The 21,338-nt window shown below is 76.4% G+C and carries 1 protein-coding gene; it reads left to right on the forward strand.

The genetic code is table 11. The features are described from left to right. Positions 1-192 precede the first annotated feature (192 nt). The gene (locus tag KGD84_RS20400) at positions 193-21,207 is read left to right on the forward strand and encodes an ADP-ribosyltransferase (protein WP_220561999.1); all 21,015 of its coding nucleotides are present in this window, start codon (positions 193-195) and stop codon (positions 21,205-21,207) included. Positions 21,208-21,338: the final 131 nt, after the last annotated feature.

The following is a 21,338-nucleotide window of genomic DNA, read 5'->3' on the forward strand; positions in this document are numbered from 1 at the left end:
CCCGGCGAAGTCTCGGTCTCCCGACCGGCACGAACACGGTGCTCGAACGAAGTCCAACGTTTCCGTGACACACCAACATGAACAGAAAGGGAAGAACCACCACTTCCACATGCACGGTTCGTGGTGCTAACGTAACCCCACTCCGCGGGCGGGTCGAAGGGGAGGGGATCGGGCGTGCCGCTGGATCCCAACATGTCCGACTCCAGCCGCAAGGCCATCCAGGTCCTGACCGGCATCGAGGTGCCCACCGCCGACCCACCGGCGATGCGCGCGGCGGCCGAGATCTACGACGGCCTCTGGTCGAGGCTGTCCCAGGACCTCAAAGATCTGATGAACACCGTGCGCGGCCGTGTTCGCAGGAACTTCGGCGGCCGTGCGTCGGATTACTACGACCGGTCCATCAACCAGTTCACCCAGGGCGAGAACGACTACCTGGGGTCGGCGGCGGAGATCTCCCGGACCCTGTCCGTGGAGCTGCGCAAGGGCGCGGCCAACGCGGAGTACATGTCCGCGATGGTGATGGTGCAGTTCGCCCAGCTCCTCGTGGAGATCGCCTGGGCGATCGCCATGGCCAAGTTCACCTTCGGCGCGACGCTGAAGTACATCCCCATCTTCAAGATGATCCGCAGCCTGGCCATGCAGCGGGTCCTGGCCTGGTTCCTCCTCACCGTGCCCGGCCACCAGATCATCAGCCAGCTCTTCGCGAGCATGGACAGCGTCATCCAGCGCATCCAGATCGCCAACGGCACCCGCGACACCTGGGACCACGACCTCACCAAGGGGGCCCACGTCGGCGCGGTGATGGAGGGGCTGGTCTCGGCCGGGCTGTCCGGGCTGGTCGGCGCCGTGTTCGACAGGCAGATCGTCAACCTGCTCAACAACCGGATCGACGTGCTGGGGGACCTGCCCGATCCCGTGCCCGTGCCGCCGGTGGGCAGGGGCGTGCCCGAACCCCTGCCCACGCCCCCGCCCCTGCGCGACATCGACGACGTGGTGCCGCCGCCCGCGGGTTCCGGACGGCCCGACCCCGTGCCGTCGGCGCAGCCGGACCCCCCGCCGCCGCGGCCGGACGTCCCCCCGACCGGTCCGGACGCCGACGTCCCGCCCCCTCCCCCGGGCGGGGGGCGCCCCGACCCCGACACGGTCCCCCGCCCCGACCCGGCGCCGACGCCGCGCCCCGATCCGGCGCCGGTCGGCGGCCCGGTCCCCGTCCCCGGGGCCGGAACCGGCGGGCGCGGGCTCAACCGCGACCTCGCCGACGTGTTCTCCCGGCACCGGGACGAGATGGCGGTGCCGTTCGGCTCCAACGCCCCGCCCGGGGCGACCGCCTGGAACAACGCCGCCAACCGGGCCCGGTTCCGCGAGGACATGGCGGGGGTGTTCGAGCGCAACTTCGGCGCCTCGCTGGGGGCCGACCAGGCGCGCCGCCTGGGCTCCGACTACGCGGACACGCTGGTGCGCACCTGGAACACCCCGGACGCGGGGGCGCAGCTGTCGCGCACCCTGGGCGACCACCTGCCGCCGCCCGTGCGCGAGCACCTGTCGCGGCTGCCCCAGGACATGCTCGACCCGGTGTACCAGCACTTCCGGAGCAAGGGGATGTGGTTCACCCAGCTCGGGGTCGGCGCGGGCTCGGGGGCCGCCGAGGGCTACCTGGGCGAAGGCCTGGGCAACGCCGCCATGGGCGAGGGCTTCAAGGCGTCGGTGTACTCCGCCACGTCCGGCGCGAGCATGAACACCGTCCAGCAGGTGTCGACCGACTCGGCGTTGGCCGGCATCGACGCCCTGAGCGGTTCCCCGGACCCGAACACGCAGACGGTGCCGCCGCCCGGGGAGGACACCCGCCCCGGGCCGGAGCCGGTCGCCGACCCGACGCGGGACAGGGTGCCGACGCAGACCGCCGACGGCGCGGGCTCCGACCAACCGCCGGGGCCCGGGCCCGGTTCGGGGCGCGGCGGGACGGACATCGTCGTGGACCTCGGCCGCGGCGACCGGAACGACGACCCGGACTCCGACGGCGGCACGCCCGTCCGGAACGGGGACGGCACGCGCACGGACGACGAGGACGGCCGCGTCCGGCCGCCCCGGCCCCAGGACGGGCCGGTCGCTCCGCCCGAGACCGGCGGTCCCGCGCGTGTGCCGGAGCAGCCGTCGTCCCCGGAGCGCTCCGGGGACGGCGCCCCGGAGGCGTCGCAGGACACCCGGGGCCACCAGGAGCGCCCGCCCGCGCCGGGCCGGGGCGGGGAGGCCGATGGGGCTCCCGCACCGTCCCCGGACGACCCGCCCGCGCCGGTCGGGATCGACGGCCGCGAGGAGTTCGGGGATGCCCCGGCGTCCCCTTCTCCCCCTCTCGGGCACGACGTCCGCACGCCCGGTTCGGGCGAGGGCCGGGAGTCCGCGCCGCCTCCCGGAACGGACGGCGCCGTGCGCACCGACCGGCCGGGCCAGGAGCAGGCCGGGGGTCCGGCCGCCGCCCCGCCGCCCGTGGTGGCGGGAGGCGACCGCGGCGCGCCCCAGCCCGGCCAGCAGCAGGGCGGTACGGGCGGCGACACCCGCACGCAGCGCACCGGGGACGGGGCGCGCGCGAATGGGGAGGGGAACGGCCCGGCCCCGGTCGACCCGAACACCCCCGTGCCGACGGAATCCGGCCCGCCGGACCCCCACGGGCAGGACCCCAGCACGCCCGGTTCGGGCGGGGGCGAGGGCCGGGAGTCCGCGCCGCCTCCTCCCGGAACGGAGGACGGCGGGCGCTTCGAGGTGCCGCCGACTTCCACCGGGGAGCCGGCGACCGGCGGCGAGGTGCCCCCGCCGCCCGCCGGGGGCACCGAGTCCCGCGAGGCCGCCGCGGAGGAGGCGCCCGCGCCGCGGGTCGAGGACGAGAACCCGCGTCCGCACGAGGACGGGCGGCCGGAGGAGGCGCCCGCGCCGCCGCGGGCCGAGGACGAGGACCCGCGTCCGCACGAGGATGTGCGGCCGGACGACACGCGCGACACCAGCGCGGACGACGCGGCCCTGGAGCGCGGACCGGACGGCCCGGCCGTGCCGGACACCCCTCCCCCGGCGTACTCGTTCGAGGACCAGCTCAACCCGGGCGGCCGTCCCGGCGAAGCGGAGGCGCCCCCGGTCCCGGAGGTCCCGGTCGCGGAGCGCGACGACCCGGAGTCCGACGACGACGCCGTGAGCGAGACCGACAGCGTTTTCAGCGAGGACGCGGAGTCGGTGGCCACCGACGCGACGAGCCCGCCCGACGACACCGGGCGGGATACTCCGGACCTGTTCGACGACACCGAACGGGACGAGGCGCCGCCCGCCTACGAGGACGAGCGGTCGTCCCCGCCCGCGTACCCGTACAGCGACCTCGTCGGCGTCCCCGGGACCAAGGATGCCAAGGCGCCGGTGTCCCCGCCGTCGTTCGCCGGGGACCTCAAGTGGCTGCTGGGGCCGGTCCCCCTCCTGGCCCCGCCGCCGCCGACCACGGTCCAGGTCTTCACCGCCGAGATCCCGCTGGTCCGGCTCGACAAGAGCGGCCGTCCGATCCCGCCCGGGACGGAGTCCGAGGGCGGCTCCGGCGGTGTGGAGCGCACGCCCGAGGACCGCTCCGTCCCCGCCGAGGAGACCCCCGAGGAGCCGGCACCGACCGTCACCCGCGGGGAGCCGCCCGCCGCGCCGCCGCGGGACGAGGCCGGTGTGCCCGTGACCGAGTCCGGCGATCCCGCCGACACGGACGACCGCACCCTCCCCGGTTCCGGGGACGACGCCCCGCCGCACACCGGCGGCCGCGACGCCGAACGCGACCGCGCCTTCGACGACCTCTACGACGACGACACGTCCGCGCCCCCGCCGCCCGGGGGCGACCGCACCACGCGGGACGACCGCGCCCGCGACGGGTCCGACGACGAGGCCCCCGCACCGCTCCCGCACACCGCCGAGGGCGACCGCACCGCCGACACCTCCGACGACGCCCCGCCGCCCCCGCCGCCGGGGGACGGCGACCGGACGCCCGAGCGCACCGCGGCCCCCGTCGACCTGGACTACCTCGTCGCCACCCGCTTCATCGACCTCGACGGCGTGCACGTCGAGACCGAGCACGTGCGCACGGCGATCTCCGACTCCGTGGACGCCCAGGGCTTCCTCGTCCCCCCGGACGTGCGCAGGGAGGCCCTGGACCACTTCGAGAAGGAGATGCGGAGCCGCTCCGGCGCCACCGCGTTCTTCGGCCGCGACGGGGTCTCCCACACCGTGCGGCGCGGCTCCGACCAGTGGCACTTCCAGGTGCGGCTGCGCGGCGACGGCGGGGACGGGACCGACGGGTACCACCGCGCGACCGTCGCGGACGACGGCGAGGTGCGGACGGCGACCATGCGCACCGACGCCGCCTCCCACGAGGGCAAGGCCGGCGGGTCCTCCTCGCAGGGGACCAAGAAGGGCCTCAGCGCCAAGTTCAACGTGAACCCGCTCTTCCTGTCCGCCACCCCCGACGGGTGGGCCTTCGGCCCCGTCCTGTCCGCGGGCGGCAGCGCGGGCCTGGGGCTGCGGACGATGACGTTCGGCGGCTCCGAGAAGGGCTCCACCGCCCTGGAGGTGAAGGGCAAGGGCGCCCCGGAGGTCTACACGTCCGACCTGCGCGTCCTCGTGGACGTCGCCGCTCCCCCGGGCGGCGTCCGCACGCCCGGCCCGCCCCCCGGCACCGACGGGGGCGCCCCGACGCCGGACCGCGGCCCGGCCGTGGTGCCCCGCGGCGTCGCCCTCGTCGTCCCCGGCGAGGTCAGGCCCCGGCCCGAGGGGGCCCCGACCGTCATGCGCTTCCGGCCGCGGCCAGACGGGGAGGCCACGGGCGGCCCCGGCACCCCGCCCCGCAGGCCGCGCCTGGAGCACGGCGGCCTGCCGGTCAGCGTGTCCTCCGTCGTCCCCACCGGGCCCCGCCCCAGGGGCGGCAGGGCCTACACCGACCTGGGCACCTGGCTGGCCGACAGGCTGCTGCCGCCGCGCACCGGCTCCGACGGCGGGCCCGCCACGGACAAGCGGGCCGATGCCGAGCGCGCCTGGCGCGAGGAGTTCGCCAAGAAGCTCGACAACGACTCGATCCGGCAGTACTTCCCCGCGATGGACCAGGGCCCGGTCCGGCTCACGGCGGTGCTGCCCGACGGGACCGAGCGGGTCGTGCACATCTCGTCCCCGGCCGCGGACTACCGGGCCAAGGGGCACACCCCGCGCGTGGACGAGTTCGTCCGCCACGACGGCACCGAGCAGACGCGCTCCGACACGCAGGGGCGCACGTCCAAGGCGGGCTTCACCGTGGGGGGCGGTTTCGGCGTCGAGATGCGCCTGCCCGGGGGCCGGCTGCGCCTGGACGCCCCGGTCGGAGAGTACGGCTACACCAGGACGTGGTCCTCGGAGACGCAGAACTCCTCCAAGACCGGCCTGCGCGACACCTTCGCCATGGCGACCTCGGACACCGACGACTTCGCCGCCTACGCGGTCGACCGCGACCTGGTGGTGCAGGTGGACGGCGAGACCGAGCGGCACACGTTCACCGGCGAGACCGTCGAACTCCTCTCGGTGCGCGACGCCCGGACCCTGGACGCCGCCGCGCGGGGCCTGCCCGACCCGCACGCCGCGCCCCGGCCGGACACCCGGCCGCCCTTCGACCACCTGCGCGGGGACCGGATCACCCGGTTCGACGGGTCCCGCCTGGGCGGCTTCTCCTGGCCGCGGACGCCGGGCACCGGGGACGGGGACGCGGCGGAGGGGGGTGCCACCCCGGACGGGCGCCCCGACCAGGTCACCGAGCACCTCATCCAACAGATCCTGACGGGGCTGGCCGAGAGGCTCCCCGGCATCGTGGTCCCGGAGCTGTCCCGCACGCACGCCGACTACGCGCGCAGGCCGGGCCGGGAGAGGGCCCCGTACTTCTCCCGCTCCCCGCGCGAGCACTGGGGCCTGCGCCGCAACCGCCGGGTGGCGCGGCAGAACACCGAGAAGGTCGAGCGGATGCTGCGGGAGGAGTTCCTCAACAACAACGGCGAGGCGCTGGCCTCCCGCGACGGCCTGGCCATCCACCTCGACGAGAAGGCGGTCATCGACCTCGGGAGGACCTTCACCGGCAAGGAGTTCCACCGCCCCGGGCTGGTCACCGTCCGGGTGAAGGCCGAGTTCGGCGCGCTCACCCACCAGGAATCCAAGGACGGCAGGACCGGCATCCACGTCGGCGGCGCCGCCAAGCAGGAGTCGGGCCGGGGCAAGGGCGCCTCGCACTCCGGGACCCTGACGGCGGGCCCGGGCCTGGCCCGCGGCAACCCCGAGGACGCCCGCGGCATGGCCAAGACCATGGGCAGCGGGAGCGTGGCCGCGACCATCGCGCGGGCCTGGAACAGGGACCGCTCCCACGGCTCGGAACACAAGTCCGACCAGCTCCTGCTCTTCCCCGAGGGCTCCGACGACTGGAGCGGCGACGTCCGCTTCACCGCGCGCCTGCACGAGTACGACGCCTCGGAGCAGGTGACGGGCAGGGACGAGAGCGTGCCGCTGCTGAGCGCGCCGATCGACGCGCGGTACTCCCTGACCACGCCCAAGATGCTCTCCGAGCCGGTGACCGGCCCGCCGCGGGCGGCGGACGGCGATGTCGAGACCCTGACCGCGGACGAGGCGCGCGCCCTGGTCCAAGGCGCGCTGGCACCGCCCCCGCCGCCCGCCCCCGCCGCGCCGGCCGAGTCCGGCGGCGACGGCCGGACGGAGGGCGGCGGCCGCACCGACGGGGACCGGGACCGGGGCGACGGCACCGACGAAGGGCGCGACGGCCGGGACGGGGGCCGCACCGACGGACGGCACGACGGCCGCGAGGGCCGCGGGGGCGACCGCACGGACGGGCACCGCGACGGCGACGGCGTCCGGGACGGGGACCGCCGGGAGGACGGCCGCACGGACGGGCACCGCGACGGCGACGGCATTCGGACCGGGGACCGCCACGAGGGCGACCGCACCGGCGAAGGGCGCGAAGGCCGCGACGGCGAGGGCGCCCGGGACGGGGACGCCCGGGACGGGGACGCCCGGGACGGGGACGCCCGGGACGGGGACCGCACCGGCGAAGGGCGCGAGGACCGCGACGCCGACCGGACCGAGGACCACCGCGACGGAGACCGCGGGGACGACACCCGCGACCCCGGCCGGGAGCGCCGTGAGCAGGCCGCGCGGGAGGACGCCCGCCGGGCGCGGGCCCTGGTCGACGACGGCGTGCTGGAACGCGTCAACAACGACCTGGGAGGCACCCGCGGCGACCTCGGCGGGCGGGCCCGCGGCCTGCTGTCCGCCCCCGTGTCGCCCCTCCAGTTCGCGGCCGGCCGCAAACTCCTGCACTTCCTGGACACCCGCGGGGGCCGGTCGTTCTTCGAGCGCCTGTTCTCCCCGACCGGCATGGCCGGGGACCCCGCCACCTTCTCCCCCGGCGGCCAGCGCGACGCCATGGACATGACCGGCGGCCTGTTCTCGCCCAACGACGGGCGCGCCGACCTCGTCACCAGGGCCGACCCCGACCAGGTGACCCGGATGCAGCTCACCAGGATGCAGCCGGTCCTGCACGCCGAGACCTCGGTGAACGCCGGGGCCTCGCACAACGTCACCACCAGCGGCAGCGCCCGGATCGGCGCCAACGCGGGCGGCTCGACCAACCCGGACAAGGCCCACGCCGACGGCCCCGACGACCTCACCCCGGCGGCCGCCCGCGGCCCCATCCCCCTCACCGGGCTCTCCGACACCTGGAACTTCTTCCGGTCGGGCCGGACCACCGGGGAGACCGGTACCTTCACCTCGTCGCTGACCATCGTGCCGAAGGCCGCGCTGGGCTACGCCTTCCAAGTCGGCGGCACGGTCACCCAGGCGGTCCAGCTCATGAAGGGCTGGGGCCTGGCCGTCCCGGGCCTGTGGTCGACGCACTACCGGGGCTGGAAGGCGTCGCTCTCCGACCTGGCGTCCGGCTACATCTCCGCGCGCGACGCGCGCCGGGCCGGGGTCATCGTGGACCGCCTACGGGAGAACGCGGACGGGACGCTGGAGGAGGGCGCCCAGCCCGAGCCCGACGACGCCGGGAACGTCCGCGTCCGCGAGGGGTTCGAGCACACCGGGCAGCGGATCCGCCCGGGCGACCCCACCGCGGCGCTGGAGTCCCTGGCCCGGGAGCTCGACAGGCAGGGGTACGAGCTCACCGGCCGCAGCAGGAAGCGACTGTTCGACAGGCTGACCACGCAGCTGGGCAAGTCCTCGGGCACGAACGTCCCGGTCGCCGTCAAGGTGCGGCCCAAGGGCGCCCCGTTCGGCCACGCGTCGTCCTCGGGCGTGGTGCGGGTCAACCTGCGCACGACCGCGCCCGAGGTGGAGTACCTGGGCTCGGCCGACGAGATGGTGGAGTCGCACACCTGGAAGTCCGAGGAGGTCCGGAGCCGTTCGCGCGGCGGCGGCAACTCCGTGGGCGCCGACCACACGCACCTGATCCCCGCACCCTTCGAGGGCCAGGACCGGGGGCCGGACGACCAGCCCGACCACCGGCCCCTGTTCCTGACCCCCGCCGGGGGCGCGGGCCACACGACCTCGCAGGACCGGACCCACTCCGACACGGTGGAGCGGACCCGCACGGTGCAGCTGGAGACCTCCGGCCCCTACGCCAAGGTCGCCCAGCAGGGCACGCTCGAACTGAGCATCGAGTTCGACAGGCCGACCGACGTCCGCAAGGGCAGGGTGCACGTCCCCTTCACCGACAGGCAGGTCGTCGGCTTCGACGTCGACGGCGACGCGGGCCGGATCCGGACCCTGTACCCCGCCTCCTACCTGGACTTCTCCGGGGCGGACGCCCCGCGGACGGAGACCGGCTCCGGCGGCGGCCCCCGGATCGGGGGCGGGCCGGCCGACGACCGCCCCGACCTGGCGGACGCGATGCGGGACCGGCTGGCCCGGCAGTACACCGCGGGCGGGGCCACCGGCCTCGGCGACGGCATCGTCATGCCGACGGCCGTCGGCGGCCACGGGGCGGACGTCCGAGACACGGCGGTCGTCACCATCGCCCGTTCCCTGGGCTGGACACCCGGCCCCGGGGACGCGGCCGACGGGGCGGACCGGGTCTACTCGGCGCAGGAGATCGACTCCGCCCGCGACTTCCTCGCCGACGAGCTGGACCTGGACCCCCGGTACACGCCCATCGACAGCGTCCTGGAGTCCATCGCCCTGAAGTCCCTGTTCTCCGAGGCGCTCGGGGCGGACGAGGGCGTGCCCCTGATGAGGATCGGCTCCCTGGACTGGCGGCTGGGCGTGGCCCCCGACCTGCGCGGGGCCCGGGTCCTGGACGTGCTCCCCGACTCTCGGCTGAACTGGAGCGACACCGAGGAGCACGCCTCCGAGGACGGGCTCTCCCACAGCGCGGGGGCGACCGCCGAGGGCGGGTTCCGGCCGACCGGCATCAACACCGGGCACCCGGACTTCAAGGACCACGCCGCCGTGATGACCGGGGCGCCCAACGTGTCGGCCACGAGCCCGGCCGGCGCCTCCTCCGACGGGGGCGGTCCCAAGACGGACACTCCCCCGACCGCCCAGAACGAGAAGCGGGGCCCGGTCTACCTCATCGAGTTCGACACCACCTGGCTGCTGGGGGCGCGCTCCGAGAGCGGCCTGCCGTTCCTGAAGGACTCCCACCACCAGCACATCGGCCGGGTCAGCGGCAAGGTGAGCGCCTGGGTGTCCCAGGAGGACGCGATCCGGCTCGGCGTCGTCACCGAGGCGCACGCGGGCGACCTGGCCGCCCGGGCGGAGGAGACCCGCCGGGCCGCCGAGGCCATGGGCCGCGAGGAGCTGTCCTACGACGAGGCCCGGGGCGGGCTCACCGACCCGGTCACCGCCTACCGGGAGGCGCACGCCGCCTACAGCGCCGAGCGCGCCGCCGACGGGATGGAGGCGTCCCCCGAGGCGGCCGACCGGCTGGCCCGGGCCCGGAGCGCCTACCTCGCCCAGGAGGCGGAGGTGGAGAGGGCGAAGGAGTCCTACGAGGAGAGCGCCCGGTCCTGGGCCGAGTCGGTGGCCGACTCCCGCCGGGCGTACGACGCGCCGGAGGCGCTCTTCGAGTCCCGGGTCGCGCAGGACCGCACGACGGCGGACGCGCTGAACGAGCGCGGCGAGCGGGCCCGGGAACGGGTCGGGCAGGCCGAGGACGGCGCCGAGCAGGCGGAGCGCACCCTCGACACGCGTGTACCGCGCGGGGACCGCCTGCTCGACACCGACGGCATCGACGCCCGCCTGCGGAGCGTGCTGGACCTGCGCGCGGCCGTCGAGGGGCTCTCCGCCGACACCGGCGCCCCCCGGGACACGGCGGCGGAGGCCGCCCGGCGCGACGCCCTGCTGGACCGAGTGGACACCCTCCTCTCCCAGGCCCGCGACCTGCGCGCACACCTGGCGGACGCCGCCGACCGGGCCCGGGCGGAGATCGGGGGCGTCCTGGACCTGGTCGACTCCTCCCGGACCGGGGCCGAGCGGGCGCTCGGCGACCTCGCCGAACTGCGGGCCGAGCGGGACCGGGCGGCGGCCGAGCACGACCGCCTGGTGGAGGACGCCCGCCTCCGGACCCCCGCCCCGGCCCCCGAGGGGACGCCCGCACCAGAGGCCCCCGCGCCCGCCGCGCGGCTGGAGGACTCCGGGCGGACCCTGGAGGCGCTCGACCGCGAGCTGCGCGACCGGACCGCGGCCGCCGACGCGCTGAAACCCCGCCTGGACGGCCTGCTGTCCCGCACCGACACCCTGGCCCGCACCGAACTGTTCCGCCTCCAGGAGCAGCAGCGCTTCCACGCGGAACTGGAGGGGATCCTCACCGGCCTGGGCGAGAGGCTGGTCGACACGGCCGCGGCCGGGGTCGAGCGGGACACCGCCCCGCCGGGCACCCGGCTGGGCCGGCCGGAGCACGGGACCGCGGTGGACGAGGCGACCGGCCTGCTGGACGGGCACGCGAACGCCCACACCCCGCTGCCGCCGCGCGGGGACGGCTTCACGACGCCCGAGCAGGTGGCGGACCTGGAGCGGCGGATCGAGGGGTTCGCCCAAGACCTGCGGGAGTTCTCCGCGCTCCCCGAGCGCGGCGCGGCCGACGTCGAGGCCATGGAGCGGCGGCGGCAGGAGCTGATCGCCGAAACGGACCGGCTCACCGCTCCGGTGACCGGGCGCGAGGCCGAGGTCGGCACCCGCCTGGACTCCGGCCGCGCCGCGGCGGCGGGCGCGGCCGGACGCCTGGGCCCCGTCCGCTCGGCGGTGAACGACGCGGACGCCCGGCTCGGGGACATGGACACCCGGATCGGCGGGATCGCCGGGCGGTCCGACGCGCTCTTCCCCGGAGCCCCGGAGCGGGCCGCCCTGACCGCTGCCCGGGACGCCGTCGCACGCCTGCGGAGCCTCAGGGACGGCCTGGCCGACCGCCTGGACGGACCCGAGTCCCGCAACCGGACCCTCACCGAGACCGAGATCCCCGTCCTCGAAAGGGAGGAGGCCGCCCTGCGCGGCCTGCGGGGCGACCTGGAGGGGCTGCGCGCGCGGCTGGACGGCGCCGAGGTCCCGGGCCCGGTGACGCGCGGGGACGACGGCTCCGACGACGACGGCGCTCCCCCGCCCGGGGACGGCCGCCGCGAGGGTGACGGATCGACGCGGCGGACGGATCCCGAGGGGGACCGCTCGGACGGGCACCGCGGCCCGCCGCCGTCCGACGACCGCGACGGCGGCCGGGGGGCCGGGCGGGACACCTCGGCCGACGGCTCCGGCACGGACCGGGCCCCGGAGACCACGTCCCGGGACACGGAGACCGACGGCACGTCCGACACCCCGTCCACACCCTCGGACGACGACGCCTCCACGGTGCCGGACACCGACGGCGTCTTCGACCGCACCGCCGACGACCGCGGGCTGCCGCCCGCCTACGACGGCCCGCCCCGGGCCCCCCAGGAGTCCCAGGACACGGATGGCGTGCGCGAGGAGCCCCTGCCCGCCTACGACGACGAGGAGTCCCCTCCCCCCTACCCCTACACCGAGCTGCTGGAGGCCCTGAACGCCAAGGGCCCCAAGGGCCTGCCCGACCCGCTCGGCCCGAAGTCGCCGTACGGCGACCACTCCCCCCTGCCCGTGCCCGGTTCCACCGATGTCCAGGTGTTCGCCCTCCTGGACCACGCCCTGGACACCCTGGGGCCGGACGGGCGCGCCCTCACCCGGGAGACGGGCGAGGGTTCGGGAACGACGCACCGCGCCCCCGCGGAGACCGGCGAGGGCTCCGGGTCGCACCGCGCCCCCGGGGAGGACCGCTCGCCCGACGACGACCCCGGCGACCCGGACGACGACGGCTCCGGGACCGGGACCACCGACGACGGGGACGGCGGGGACCCCGCGCCGTACACGCTGGACGGCTCGCTCGCCGTGGACCGCGATGGCGAGGCCCACGACCTCGACTACCTCATCGGATCGCGCATGGTCGGCCCCGGCCGGCTGCGCACCGACGGCGTCCCCGACGCGGTCGAGCGGTCCCTGCGCGGGATGCGCCCGCGCATGCCGCGGGCCCGGCGGGAGGAGGTGCTGGCCGAGGTCGACCGCATCGCGCGCGAGGAGGGCATGGACCCGTTCTTCACCGGGACCGGCCCGGAGATCACCGTCGGCCCCGCCGGGGACCGGTGGACGGTACACGTCAGGCTGTCCTCCGACCGGCCCGGCGGCGGCGTCCCGCCCGCCTACCGGCACGTGCCCATCCGCGACGGCGAGGGCACCGACGCCGCGATCATCGGCGGCCAGGAGCGCACCCGCACGGTCTCCTCCGGCGACACCCTCACGCGCGGCGCCCGCCGGGGCGTCAGCGTCAAGTTCACCGCCAACCCGCTGTACTTCGGCCCGACGTTCCTGGGTGACCCGATCGGCCCCAGCTTCACTGTGGGCGCCAGTGGCGGCACCCGGCTGCGCGGCGGGGCGAGCGGCGGCTCCTCGAAGTCCACCGCCGTGCAGGCGATGGACAACAGCGGACCGGCCGAGGTCTACGCCACCGACCTGCGCGTGGACCTGGACGTCACCCCGCCCGCCGGGCCGACGGCCCGGGCACCCCGCCCCGCGGTGGTGCGCGACGGCCTGGCCCTGATCCTGTCCGGCAAGGCCGAGAAGCGCCCCGAGGGCGCCCCCGAGCACATCAGCATCCCCCGGCCGCCCGCCGGGGAGGGCGCGGACGACGCCTCCTCCGGCTCCGAGGGGCCCGCGCCCCGCCGCAACCCCCGCACCCTGCACGGCGGCCTGCCCGTCAAGGTCGAGCGGATCGTCCCCCACGGCGGAGAGGACGGGGCCGCCCCCGCCCACACCGACCTCGGCACCTGGCTCGCGGACCGCCTCGCGCCGGACGGCGCCGAGGGCGCCACCGGCAAGGGCACCCGGGGGTCCCGGGGCAGAGCCGCGCGCGACCTGCACAAAGCGATCCGGACCGTGCTCGACAACGACTCCCTCCAGGAGTACCTGCCCCACCTGGACCGGGGGCCGATCACCTTCAAGCTCTTCGGGCAGGACGGCTCGTCCCGGATGGTGCGCCTGGCGTCCTCCGCCACCGAGTACCGCGCCTTCGGGCACGCCCCGCACCTGGGCGAGCTCACCCGCCACGACGGCGCCGAGCACACCGTCACCTCCTCCGGCAGCCGCAGCAGGAACTTCGGGTTCAGCTTCGGCGGCGGCGTGAACATCGAGCTGTCGCTGCCCGGCGGCGGTATGACCCGCATCGACGTGCCCACCCTGGAGTACGTCTACTCGCGCACCCTGGACTCCGAGGGGCACTCCTCCTCCCGGACCGGCTCCCGCCGCACCATCGCCCGCGACATCGCCGACACCGAGGACTTCCTCGCCTACCGCGTCGAACGCGACATCTTCGTGCGGATCGAGGGGGAGCAGAGCCCGCACGCCTTCACCGGCGAGACGGTCGAGATCCTCTCCCGCCGCGACGCGGAGACCCTCCACGACGCCGCCGGGGGCGGGCCGCGCGGGCGCGACCACGGCGAGTCCCCCCGGCCGCCCATGGCCCACCTGCGCGGGGACACCGTCACCGACCTCAGCGGCACGGCCATCACCGGCTTCGAATACCCCGACCGGGACCGGAACAGGGATGACCGCGGCAGTGCCCCGCAGGTCCGGGACAACGGCTCCACGGTGTACGAGGACCTCCAACAGCAGGTGCTGGAGTCCGTCGCCCGCGAGCACCCCGGCATGGTCATCCCGGACATGGCCCGCAACCGCCGGGACTACGCTCGGCGCCCCGGCAACGAGCGGGCCCCGCGCGGCGAGCGCACCTGGCGCGAGAGGTACGGCGCCCGCCGCAACTACGAAGTGGCCCGTGAGAACACCCTGCGCGTCCTGGACGCCCTCACCCCCGACGCGCTGCACGGCCGCACCGGCGAGCTGACGTCGGACCCGGGCCTGATGATCCACCTCGCCGAGAACGCCCTCGTCGACCCGGCGCTGACGGTCAAGGGCAAGGAGGTGGTGCGCCCGGACAGCGTCACCGTGCACGTCCACGCGGAGTTCGGGGCGCTGTCCTTCGACGGGCGCACGCCCACCGAGACCGGCGTGCGGCTGGGCGGCGACGCCAGGAGCGGCGACTCGCGCGGCAAGGGCTCCTCGCACACGGTCAACCTGACGGCGGGAGCGGGCCTGCTGCGCTCCCGGGAGGCCGACGCCCGCGGCATGGGCCGCCGGATGGGCGGGGTGAGCGGCACCCTGAGCGGCTCCCGCGCCCACTCCTCGGACACCTCGCGCGCCGTCACCCACACGGCCGACGAGACCGTCTTCTTCCCCGGCGGCTCCGACGCCTGGCGGGGGCCCGTCGCGTTCACGGCGCGCATGAGCGACTACGAGGGCTCCGACCAGGCCCGCGGCACCGACCAGGGCACGGACCTGTTCGCCGGGCCGATCCGCGCGGAGTACACGGTGATCACGCCCCGGGTCCTCACCGAGACGGCGTCCCCGCCTCCCCGGGAGGGCGGCGAGGACCACCGGAACCTCACCGAGGCCCAGGCGCGCGCCCTGATCGAGGGCCCCTTCTCGGCGCGGACCGCCACGACGGACGGCGGCGGCTCCGAACGCGGCACGGACGGGGACGGCTCCCGACGCGGGACGGACGGGGACGGCTCCCGAAGCGCCACAGACGGCGGCGGCTCTGAACGCGCCACGGACGGCGACGGCTCCGAACGCGGCACGGACGGCGACGGCTCCCGACGCGCCACGGAGGAGGCCGCGACGGACCGCGACGGGGACCGGTCGGCGGGCGACGGGGCCGAGGGGTCCGGACGGCCCCCGAGGGAGACCGCCGAGCAGGCGCGCGAGCGCCGCCGCGCCGAGGACCTCGTCCGGGTCGGCGGCTCCGTCGAGCGGGTCGGCATCGGCTCCGCGAGCCGCACCTTCGAGCTGTTCTCCGGCTTCCGGCGCGGCCTGTTCCAGGGCTTCGAGCGCAAACTGCGCACCTACCTCAACACCACCGGCGGGCGCACCCACTTCCAGGAGCTGCTCTCCCCCACCGGCATGGCCGACGACCCCTCCACCACGGCCCCGACCGGGCGGCGCTCGCGCCCGGAGATGAGCGGCGGCATCCTGTCGCCCCGCGACCTGCGCGTCACCACCGCGACCCGTGTGGAGCCCGACCGGGTCGCGGAGTTCCAGCAGGTCGAGATGCAGACGATCGCCCACGGTGAGACCAGCGTGGAGATCGGCGCCTCCGACACCGTCACCAAGAGCGGCACCTTCCGCGTGGGCGCCACGGGCGGCGGGACGAGCAACCGGATCGTCGACGAGGCCGGGCAGAAGGACCCGGACACGGCCGTTCCGCCCAAGGACGCCACCCGGCCGATCCCCGTGGGCGGGCTCAACAACGCCTGGAACTTCTTCCGGTCCGTGGACGGCACCTCCGCCAAGGCGTCCTTCACCGCCTCCACGACCATCGTCCCCAAGGCCGCCCTGGGCTACGCGTACCGGCTGGCGGGCCGGGCGACCCAGGCGGTGGCGCTGCTGCACGAACGGGGCCCGGGGCTCGCCAAGGAGTACTTCCGCGGGTGGACGGCCCGCTTCCAGGACCTGATGTCGGGCTACATCTCGGCCCGGGACGCCCAGGAGGCGGGCATCGTCCTGGACCGGGTCACCGAGAACGGGGACGGCACCCTCTCCCTGTCCCCCCAGGACGACCCGGCCGACATCACCGATGTCCGGGTCCGGCCCGGTTTCGAGGACTCCGGCCGGCGCATCCGCCCCGCCGACCCCACCGCGGCGCTGGAGAGCCTGGTCGGGGACCTGCGCCGCCAGAAGTACGAGCTCACCGACGGAAGCCGCGAGCGGCTGCTGGAGGCGCTCACCACCCGGTTGGGCACCACGTCCGGCACGAGCGAGCCGGTGTCGGTGCGCGTGCGCAGGATCTCCGGCGACGGCCCCAACCACGGCGGGTCCGCCCAGGACGCCCGGGTCCACCTGGACCTGCGCACCCGGGAGCGCAAGGTCGAGTACCTGGCCTCCAGCGACGCGATCATCGAGTCCCACACCTGGACGGCCGCCACCGGGAGCAGCCACTCCCGCGGAACCGGCGACACGGTCGGCGGCGAGCTCGTCCCGCTCCAGCCCACCCGCTTCGACGGGGATGCGAACCCGCCCGGGCAGGAGCCGAACAGCCGGCCGCTGTTCACCTCGCCGGCCGTCTCGGGCAGCGCCTCCGCCTCCGACACGCGCACCCGCGGGAGCTCCGACGAGGTCACCCACACCGTGCAGCTGGAGATCTCCGGCCCCTACGCCAAGGTCGAGCAGGACAGCGAACTGGTGCTGCGCCTGAGCGGGCCCGACGACCTGGAGGCCACGGGCCGGGGGGAGTCCGGGCGCATCCACACCTACTACCCCGCCTCCTACCTGGACCTCTCGCCCCGGTCCACGGAGTCCTCGGGCGGCTCCGGCCGACGGAGCGGCCTGCGCGACACGGTGTCCCGGGCCCGCGGCCGGGACCTGGGGCGGGCCCTGGCCGACCGCTCCGGGGCCGAGTTCACCGGCGGACGCGCGTCCCGCCTGCCCGACGACCTGGTGATGATGCCGGCCGCCGTGCAGGACGGCGGGCGCGACGTCCGCGACACCGCAGCCGTCGTCGTCGCGCGGTCCCTGGGCTGGAAGCCCGGGGACGGCGACCGGGACGCAGGCGGGAACCTCACCCCCGCCGGGCTGCGCCACGCCCGCGAGCACGTCGCCGACGCCCTGCACCTGGACCGCCGCCACTCCCCCCTCGACAGCGGGCTGGAGTCCATCGCCCTCAAGGCGCTGTTCTCCCGCACCGCCGGCCACGGGGACGGCGTCGCCCTCATGGACCTGGGCTCGACCCGGTGGAGCCTGACCGCCCTGCCCGACCTGTCCGGGGCCCGGATCCTGGACGTGGTGGCCGGGGCCCGCCTGAGCACCACGAGCAGCAGGAAGAGCGGGATGTCCGACTCCTCCGAGCACGGCTCGGGGACGGCGCTCGACCCCTCGTTCCGCCCCGCCGGCCTGACCACCGACAAGGACGTCTACGACAAGCACACCGGCGTCCTGCCGGGGGCGCTCAACACCCAGCTGGGAGCCACGTCGACGACCGCCGCCGCCGGGCGCGAGATCGCCACGGCGGGCCCGCCGACCGCAGAGATCCAGCGCCTGGGCCCCGCCTACCTCGTCGAGCTCGACACCACCTGGATCGTCGGCGCCTCCTCGGGCAAGGACTCCTACACGGGGCTGACCCGGGACACCGTGAGCGTGTGGGTCTCCCAGGACGACGCCGTGCGGCTGGGCATCGTCACCCCCGAGCGGGCCGCCGAACTCGCCGCGGGGGCCGAGCGCGTCCACGTCGCCGCCGAGACCATGGGCGACGACGAGGGCTCTTACGGCCGCGAGCGCGGCCGCCTGGAGGAGCCCGTCCGCGACTACCTGCGCGCCCACGAGGTCCACCGGCGGACGGAGGAGGAGCGGGCCGTCCGGCCGCCGCGCGAGCCCCGGGACGGGTCCTCCCAGACCTCGGAGTGGGCGGCGGAACGCCTCCAGGAGGCCCGGGACGCCTACCGCGCCCAGGAGGACAGGTACCGGCAGAGCCTGCGCCGGTACGAGGCGAGCACCCGCGCCTGGGTGGACGCCCTCAACGCCGCGCGCGGGGACATGGGCCCGTCCGCGTCGGCCGCGCCCGCGCCGGGGACCGTCCCGGCGGCCCCGGGACTGTCCGGGACCACCCTGCGCGAGACCCTGGACACCGAGCTCGACCCCCGGGCCGGGGACCCGCAGGACCCCGCGGCCGACCTGCGCGGGAAGACCGAGGCGATCGGCGACACCGTCACCGACCTGCGGCAGCGCGAGCAGCGGGCCCGTGCGGACGTGGAACGCGCCGCGTCCCTGGTCAGGAGCGCGAACGACCTGTTGGCGGCCCTCCCCGACCCGACCGGCACGGCCTCCCCCGCCCCGGCCGCCGTGACGGACCTGCGCAACGGGATCGACGCCTTCGAGCGCGACCGCGCCGCGCTGACGGGGGACGAGTCCTCCGCCGACATCGACGCGCTCGACGCCCGGCGGGACGCCCTGCTGGCGGAGGCGCACGCCCTCCTCGACCGGGCCGAGGCGCACCGCGACCTGGCGCGGGAGCAGGCCCGCCTCACTCGGGCGACACAGGACAGGATCGCGGACCGGATGAACCGCGGCCGGGCCCTGGCGGAGTCCGTCGGCGACCGCGTGGGCCGGATGCGCACCGAGACCCTGAACACGCAGGCGCGGCACCGGCCCCTGACCCGGGAGGCCGCGGCGGGCGACGACGTCCGCCGCCTGGGCGGCGACCTGGACACCCTGTACGACCAGGAGAGGGAGCTGGCCGCGCGCAACCGCGCGGTCCGCACGGAGATCGACCGGGTCCTCGGTGACACGGACGCGGCGGCCCGCCGGAACCTGCCCCGGTTCGAGGAGCGCGCGCGGGTCCAGCAGGACCTGGCCGCCGACCTCGCCCGCCTGGGCGGGCCGCTGGTGGCCGACGTGATCGGCGACGTGCGCACCGAGGGCGACCAGGGCCGGCGGGCCTTCGACCAGGCCGCGGCCGCCCTGGACCGGGCGGACGGGGTGCTGGACGCCCGCGGCGCCGACGCCGCGCGGGTGCCCCCGCCGGCCCCCGACCTCACCACCCGCGCGCAGGTCGACGACCTGGCCCGGCGGATCACGGCCTTCGAGGCCGAGCTGTCCGCCTTCGCCGGCCGGCCCGAACGCGGCGGGGCCGAGGTCCAGCGGATGCGGGACCGGCTCGACGCCCTCATCGAGGAGACTGGGCGACTCGACCGGCCCGTGGCGGAGCGGGGCCGGACGGTCTCGGCCGAACGCCAGGCCACCGAGACGGCGGTCACCCGGGTGAACGAGGGGACCCGCGACGTCCGGTCCCTGGTGGACCGGTCCGGGGAGCACCTGGCGGACCTGCGGGCGCAGGCCGGCCGGATCGCCGAGGAGCACGCCCCCTTCCTCGACGCGCGCCCGGACCTGCGCACCACCCTGGACGGGGTGCGGACGACCCTGGACACCCTGCTGACCGACCGGACCGGCCTGGAGACGCGTCTGGGAGACCTGGACACCCGGGTCAGCGACCTCACGGACACCGAGCTCCCCCGCCTGCGCGGACTGGAGACCGACCTCCGCGGACTGCACCAGGACCTGGACACCCTGAACACCCGCCTCCAGGACCTGGACGTCCCCGAGGCGACACCGGACACGGGCGACGACTCCGATGATTCGGACGACTCGGACGACTCCGGCGACGAGGGCGCTCCCCCGGCACCCGGCACCGGCCGCGGAGGCGGGCCCGCCCCGGCGGGCCGGGACGGCCGCCACGGGCCGCCGCCCCCGGGAGGGAGCGCCCCGGAGGGGTCGCGCCACCGCGGAGAGGGCGGTCCCGCCGACGCCTCGGACTCCGGCGGCCGCGGCCTGCCGCCCGCCTACGACGGCCCGCCCCGGGACGCCGACGGCGTACGCGAGGAGCCCCCGCCCGCCTACGGCGACGAGGAGTCCCCGCCCCACTACCCCTACTCCGAACTGCTCGACCGCCTGCGCGACGGGAAGGAGAAGACCCCCGTCACGGAGACCGGCGGCGCGGAGGACGCCCTGTTCCGGCTCTTCGACGCCGAGCTCAACCCGGGCGCCGCCAAGGCGGCCGCCCTCCCCGCACCGGGAGCGGGCGACCTGTCCTGGCTGTTCGACGCCACGGCCGCGGTGCCGCCCCTGCTGCGCGCCGACGTCCCGGTGTTCGTCGTCGGGGCCCCCGAGTACACGGCGCCGGCCGAGGGGCCGGGGGTCCTGGGCACCGACGGCATCCGCCGGTTCCCCGGCGAGGCGGGCCTTCTGGAATACGGCGACCTCCTCCACGACCCGGACTTCAACCCCAACACCCACGACGCGCTCCCGCCCCGCACCCGCCGCTACGTCCACGCGTACACCGCCGACGGCTGGATCGGCGAGTTCTCCCGCCTCCAGCCCCTGGACGAGGACACCGTCCAGGCCGAACTCGACCGCCGCCGCGAACAGAGCCGCTCCCACCCCGGCTGGCAGCTCTACGAGGCCAACCACGGCCGGTGGCCCGCCCTGCACACCCTGCCCCACCTCCTCAACGGCGGCAGGCTCACCCACGAACAGGAGGCGGCCGTCCGGAGCGTCCTCGACTCCCGCCACCCCGAGGCCGCCCTGGAGAACCTCTACCGCGACGCCGGCCCCGCCGGCCGGATCGCCGAGACACTCCCCGACAAGAGGGGGCGGGGCATGTACCCCGACGCGCAGGACGTCCTCGACATCATCGAGCGCCTGGACGGCGCCACCGACGCACCCCTGCCCGAAGGCGTCGAAGCCGTGCGCGGCGTCTACGGCTTCGACCACCTGGCCCCCGGGGGCACCGCCGACCCCTCCACCCTCGTCGGCCGCACCTTCACCGACCCCGGGTTCATGTCCGCGTCCCTGGGACCCCGCCCCAGCGCCGCCGGAGGCTCCCCCACCGACCTCATCCGCCTCACCCTCCCGCCCGGCACCCGGGGCCTGTGGGTCGGCGACCGCAGCCTCCACCCCCACGAACGCGAGATCATCCTCGCCCGCGGCACCGCCTACCGCATCGTCTCCTACGAACCCTGGGGCCGCGGCTACGTCCTGTACGCCGAGGTGGTCCCGGACGGCGGGGAGGAGGCGTGAACACCGGACCCGGCGAGACGGACACCACTCCCCGGAGCGATGCGCAGCCGTTAGGGTGTGTTGCGCGCCCGGCGCGGCCCCCGTCACGGCGGAGCCCCGGCGCCGACCGCGCCCTCCCCTCCCGCGGCGCC

The organism is Nocardiopsis changdeensis (assembly GCF_018316655.1).
Lineage (GTDB): Bacteria > Actinomycetota > Actinomycetes > Streptosporangiales > Streptosporangiaceae > Nocardiopsis > Nocardiopsis changdeensis.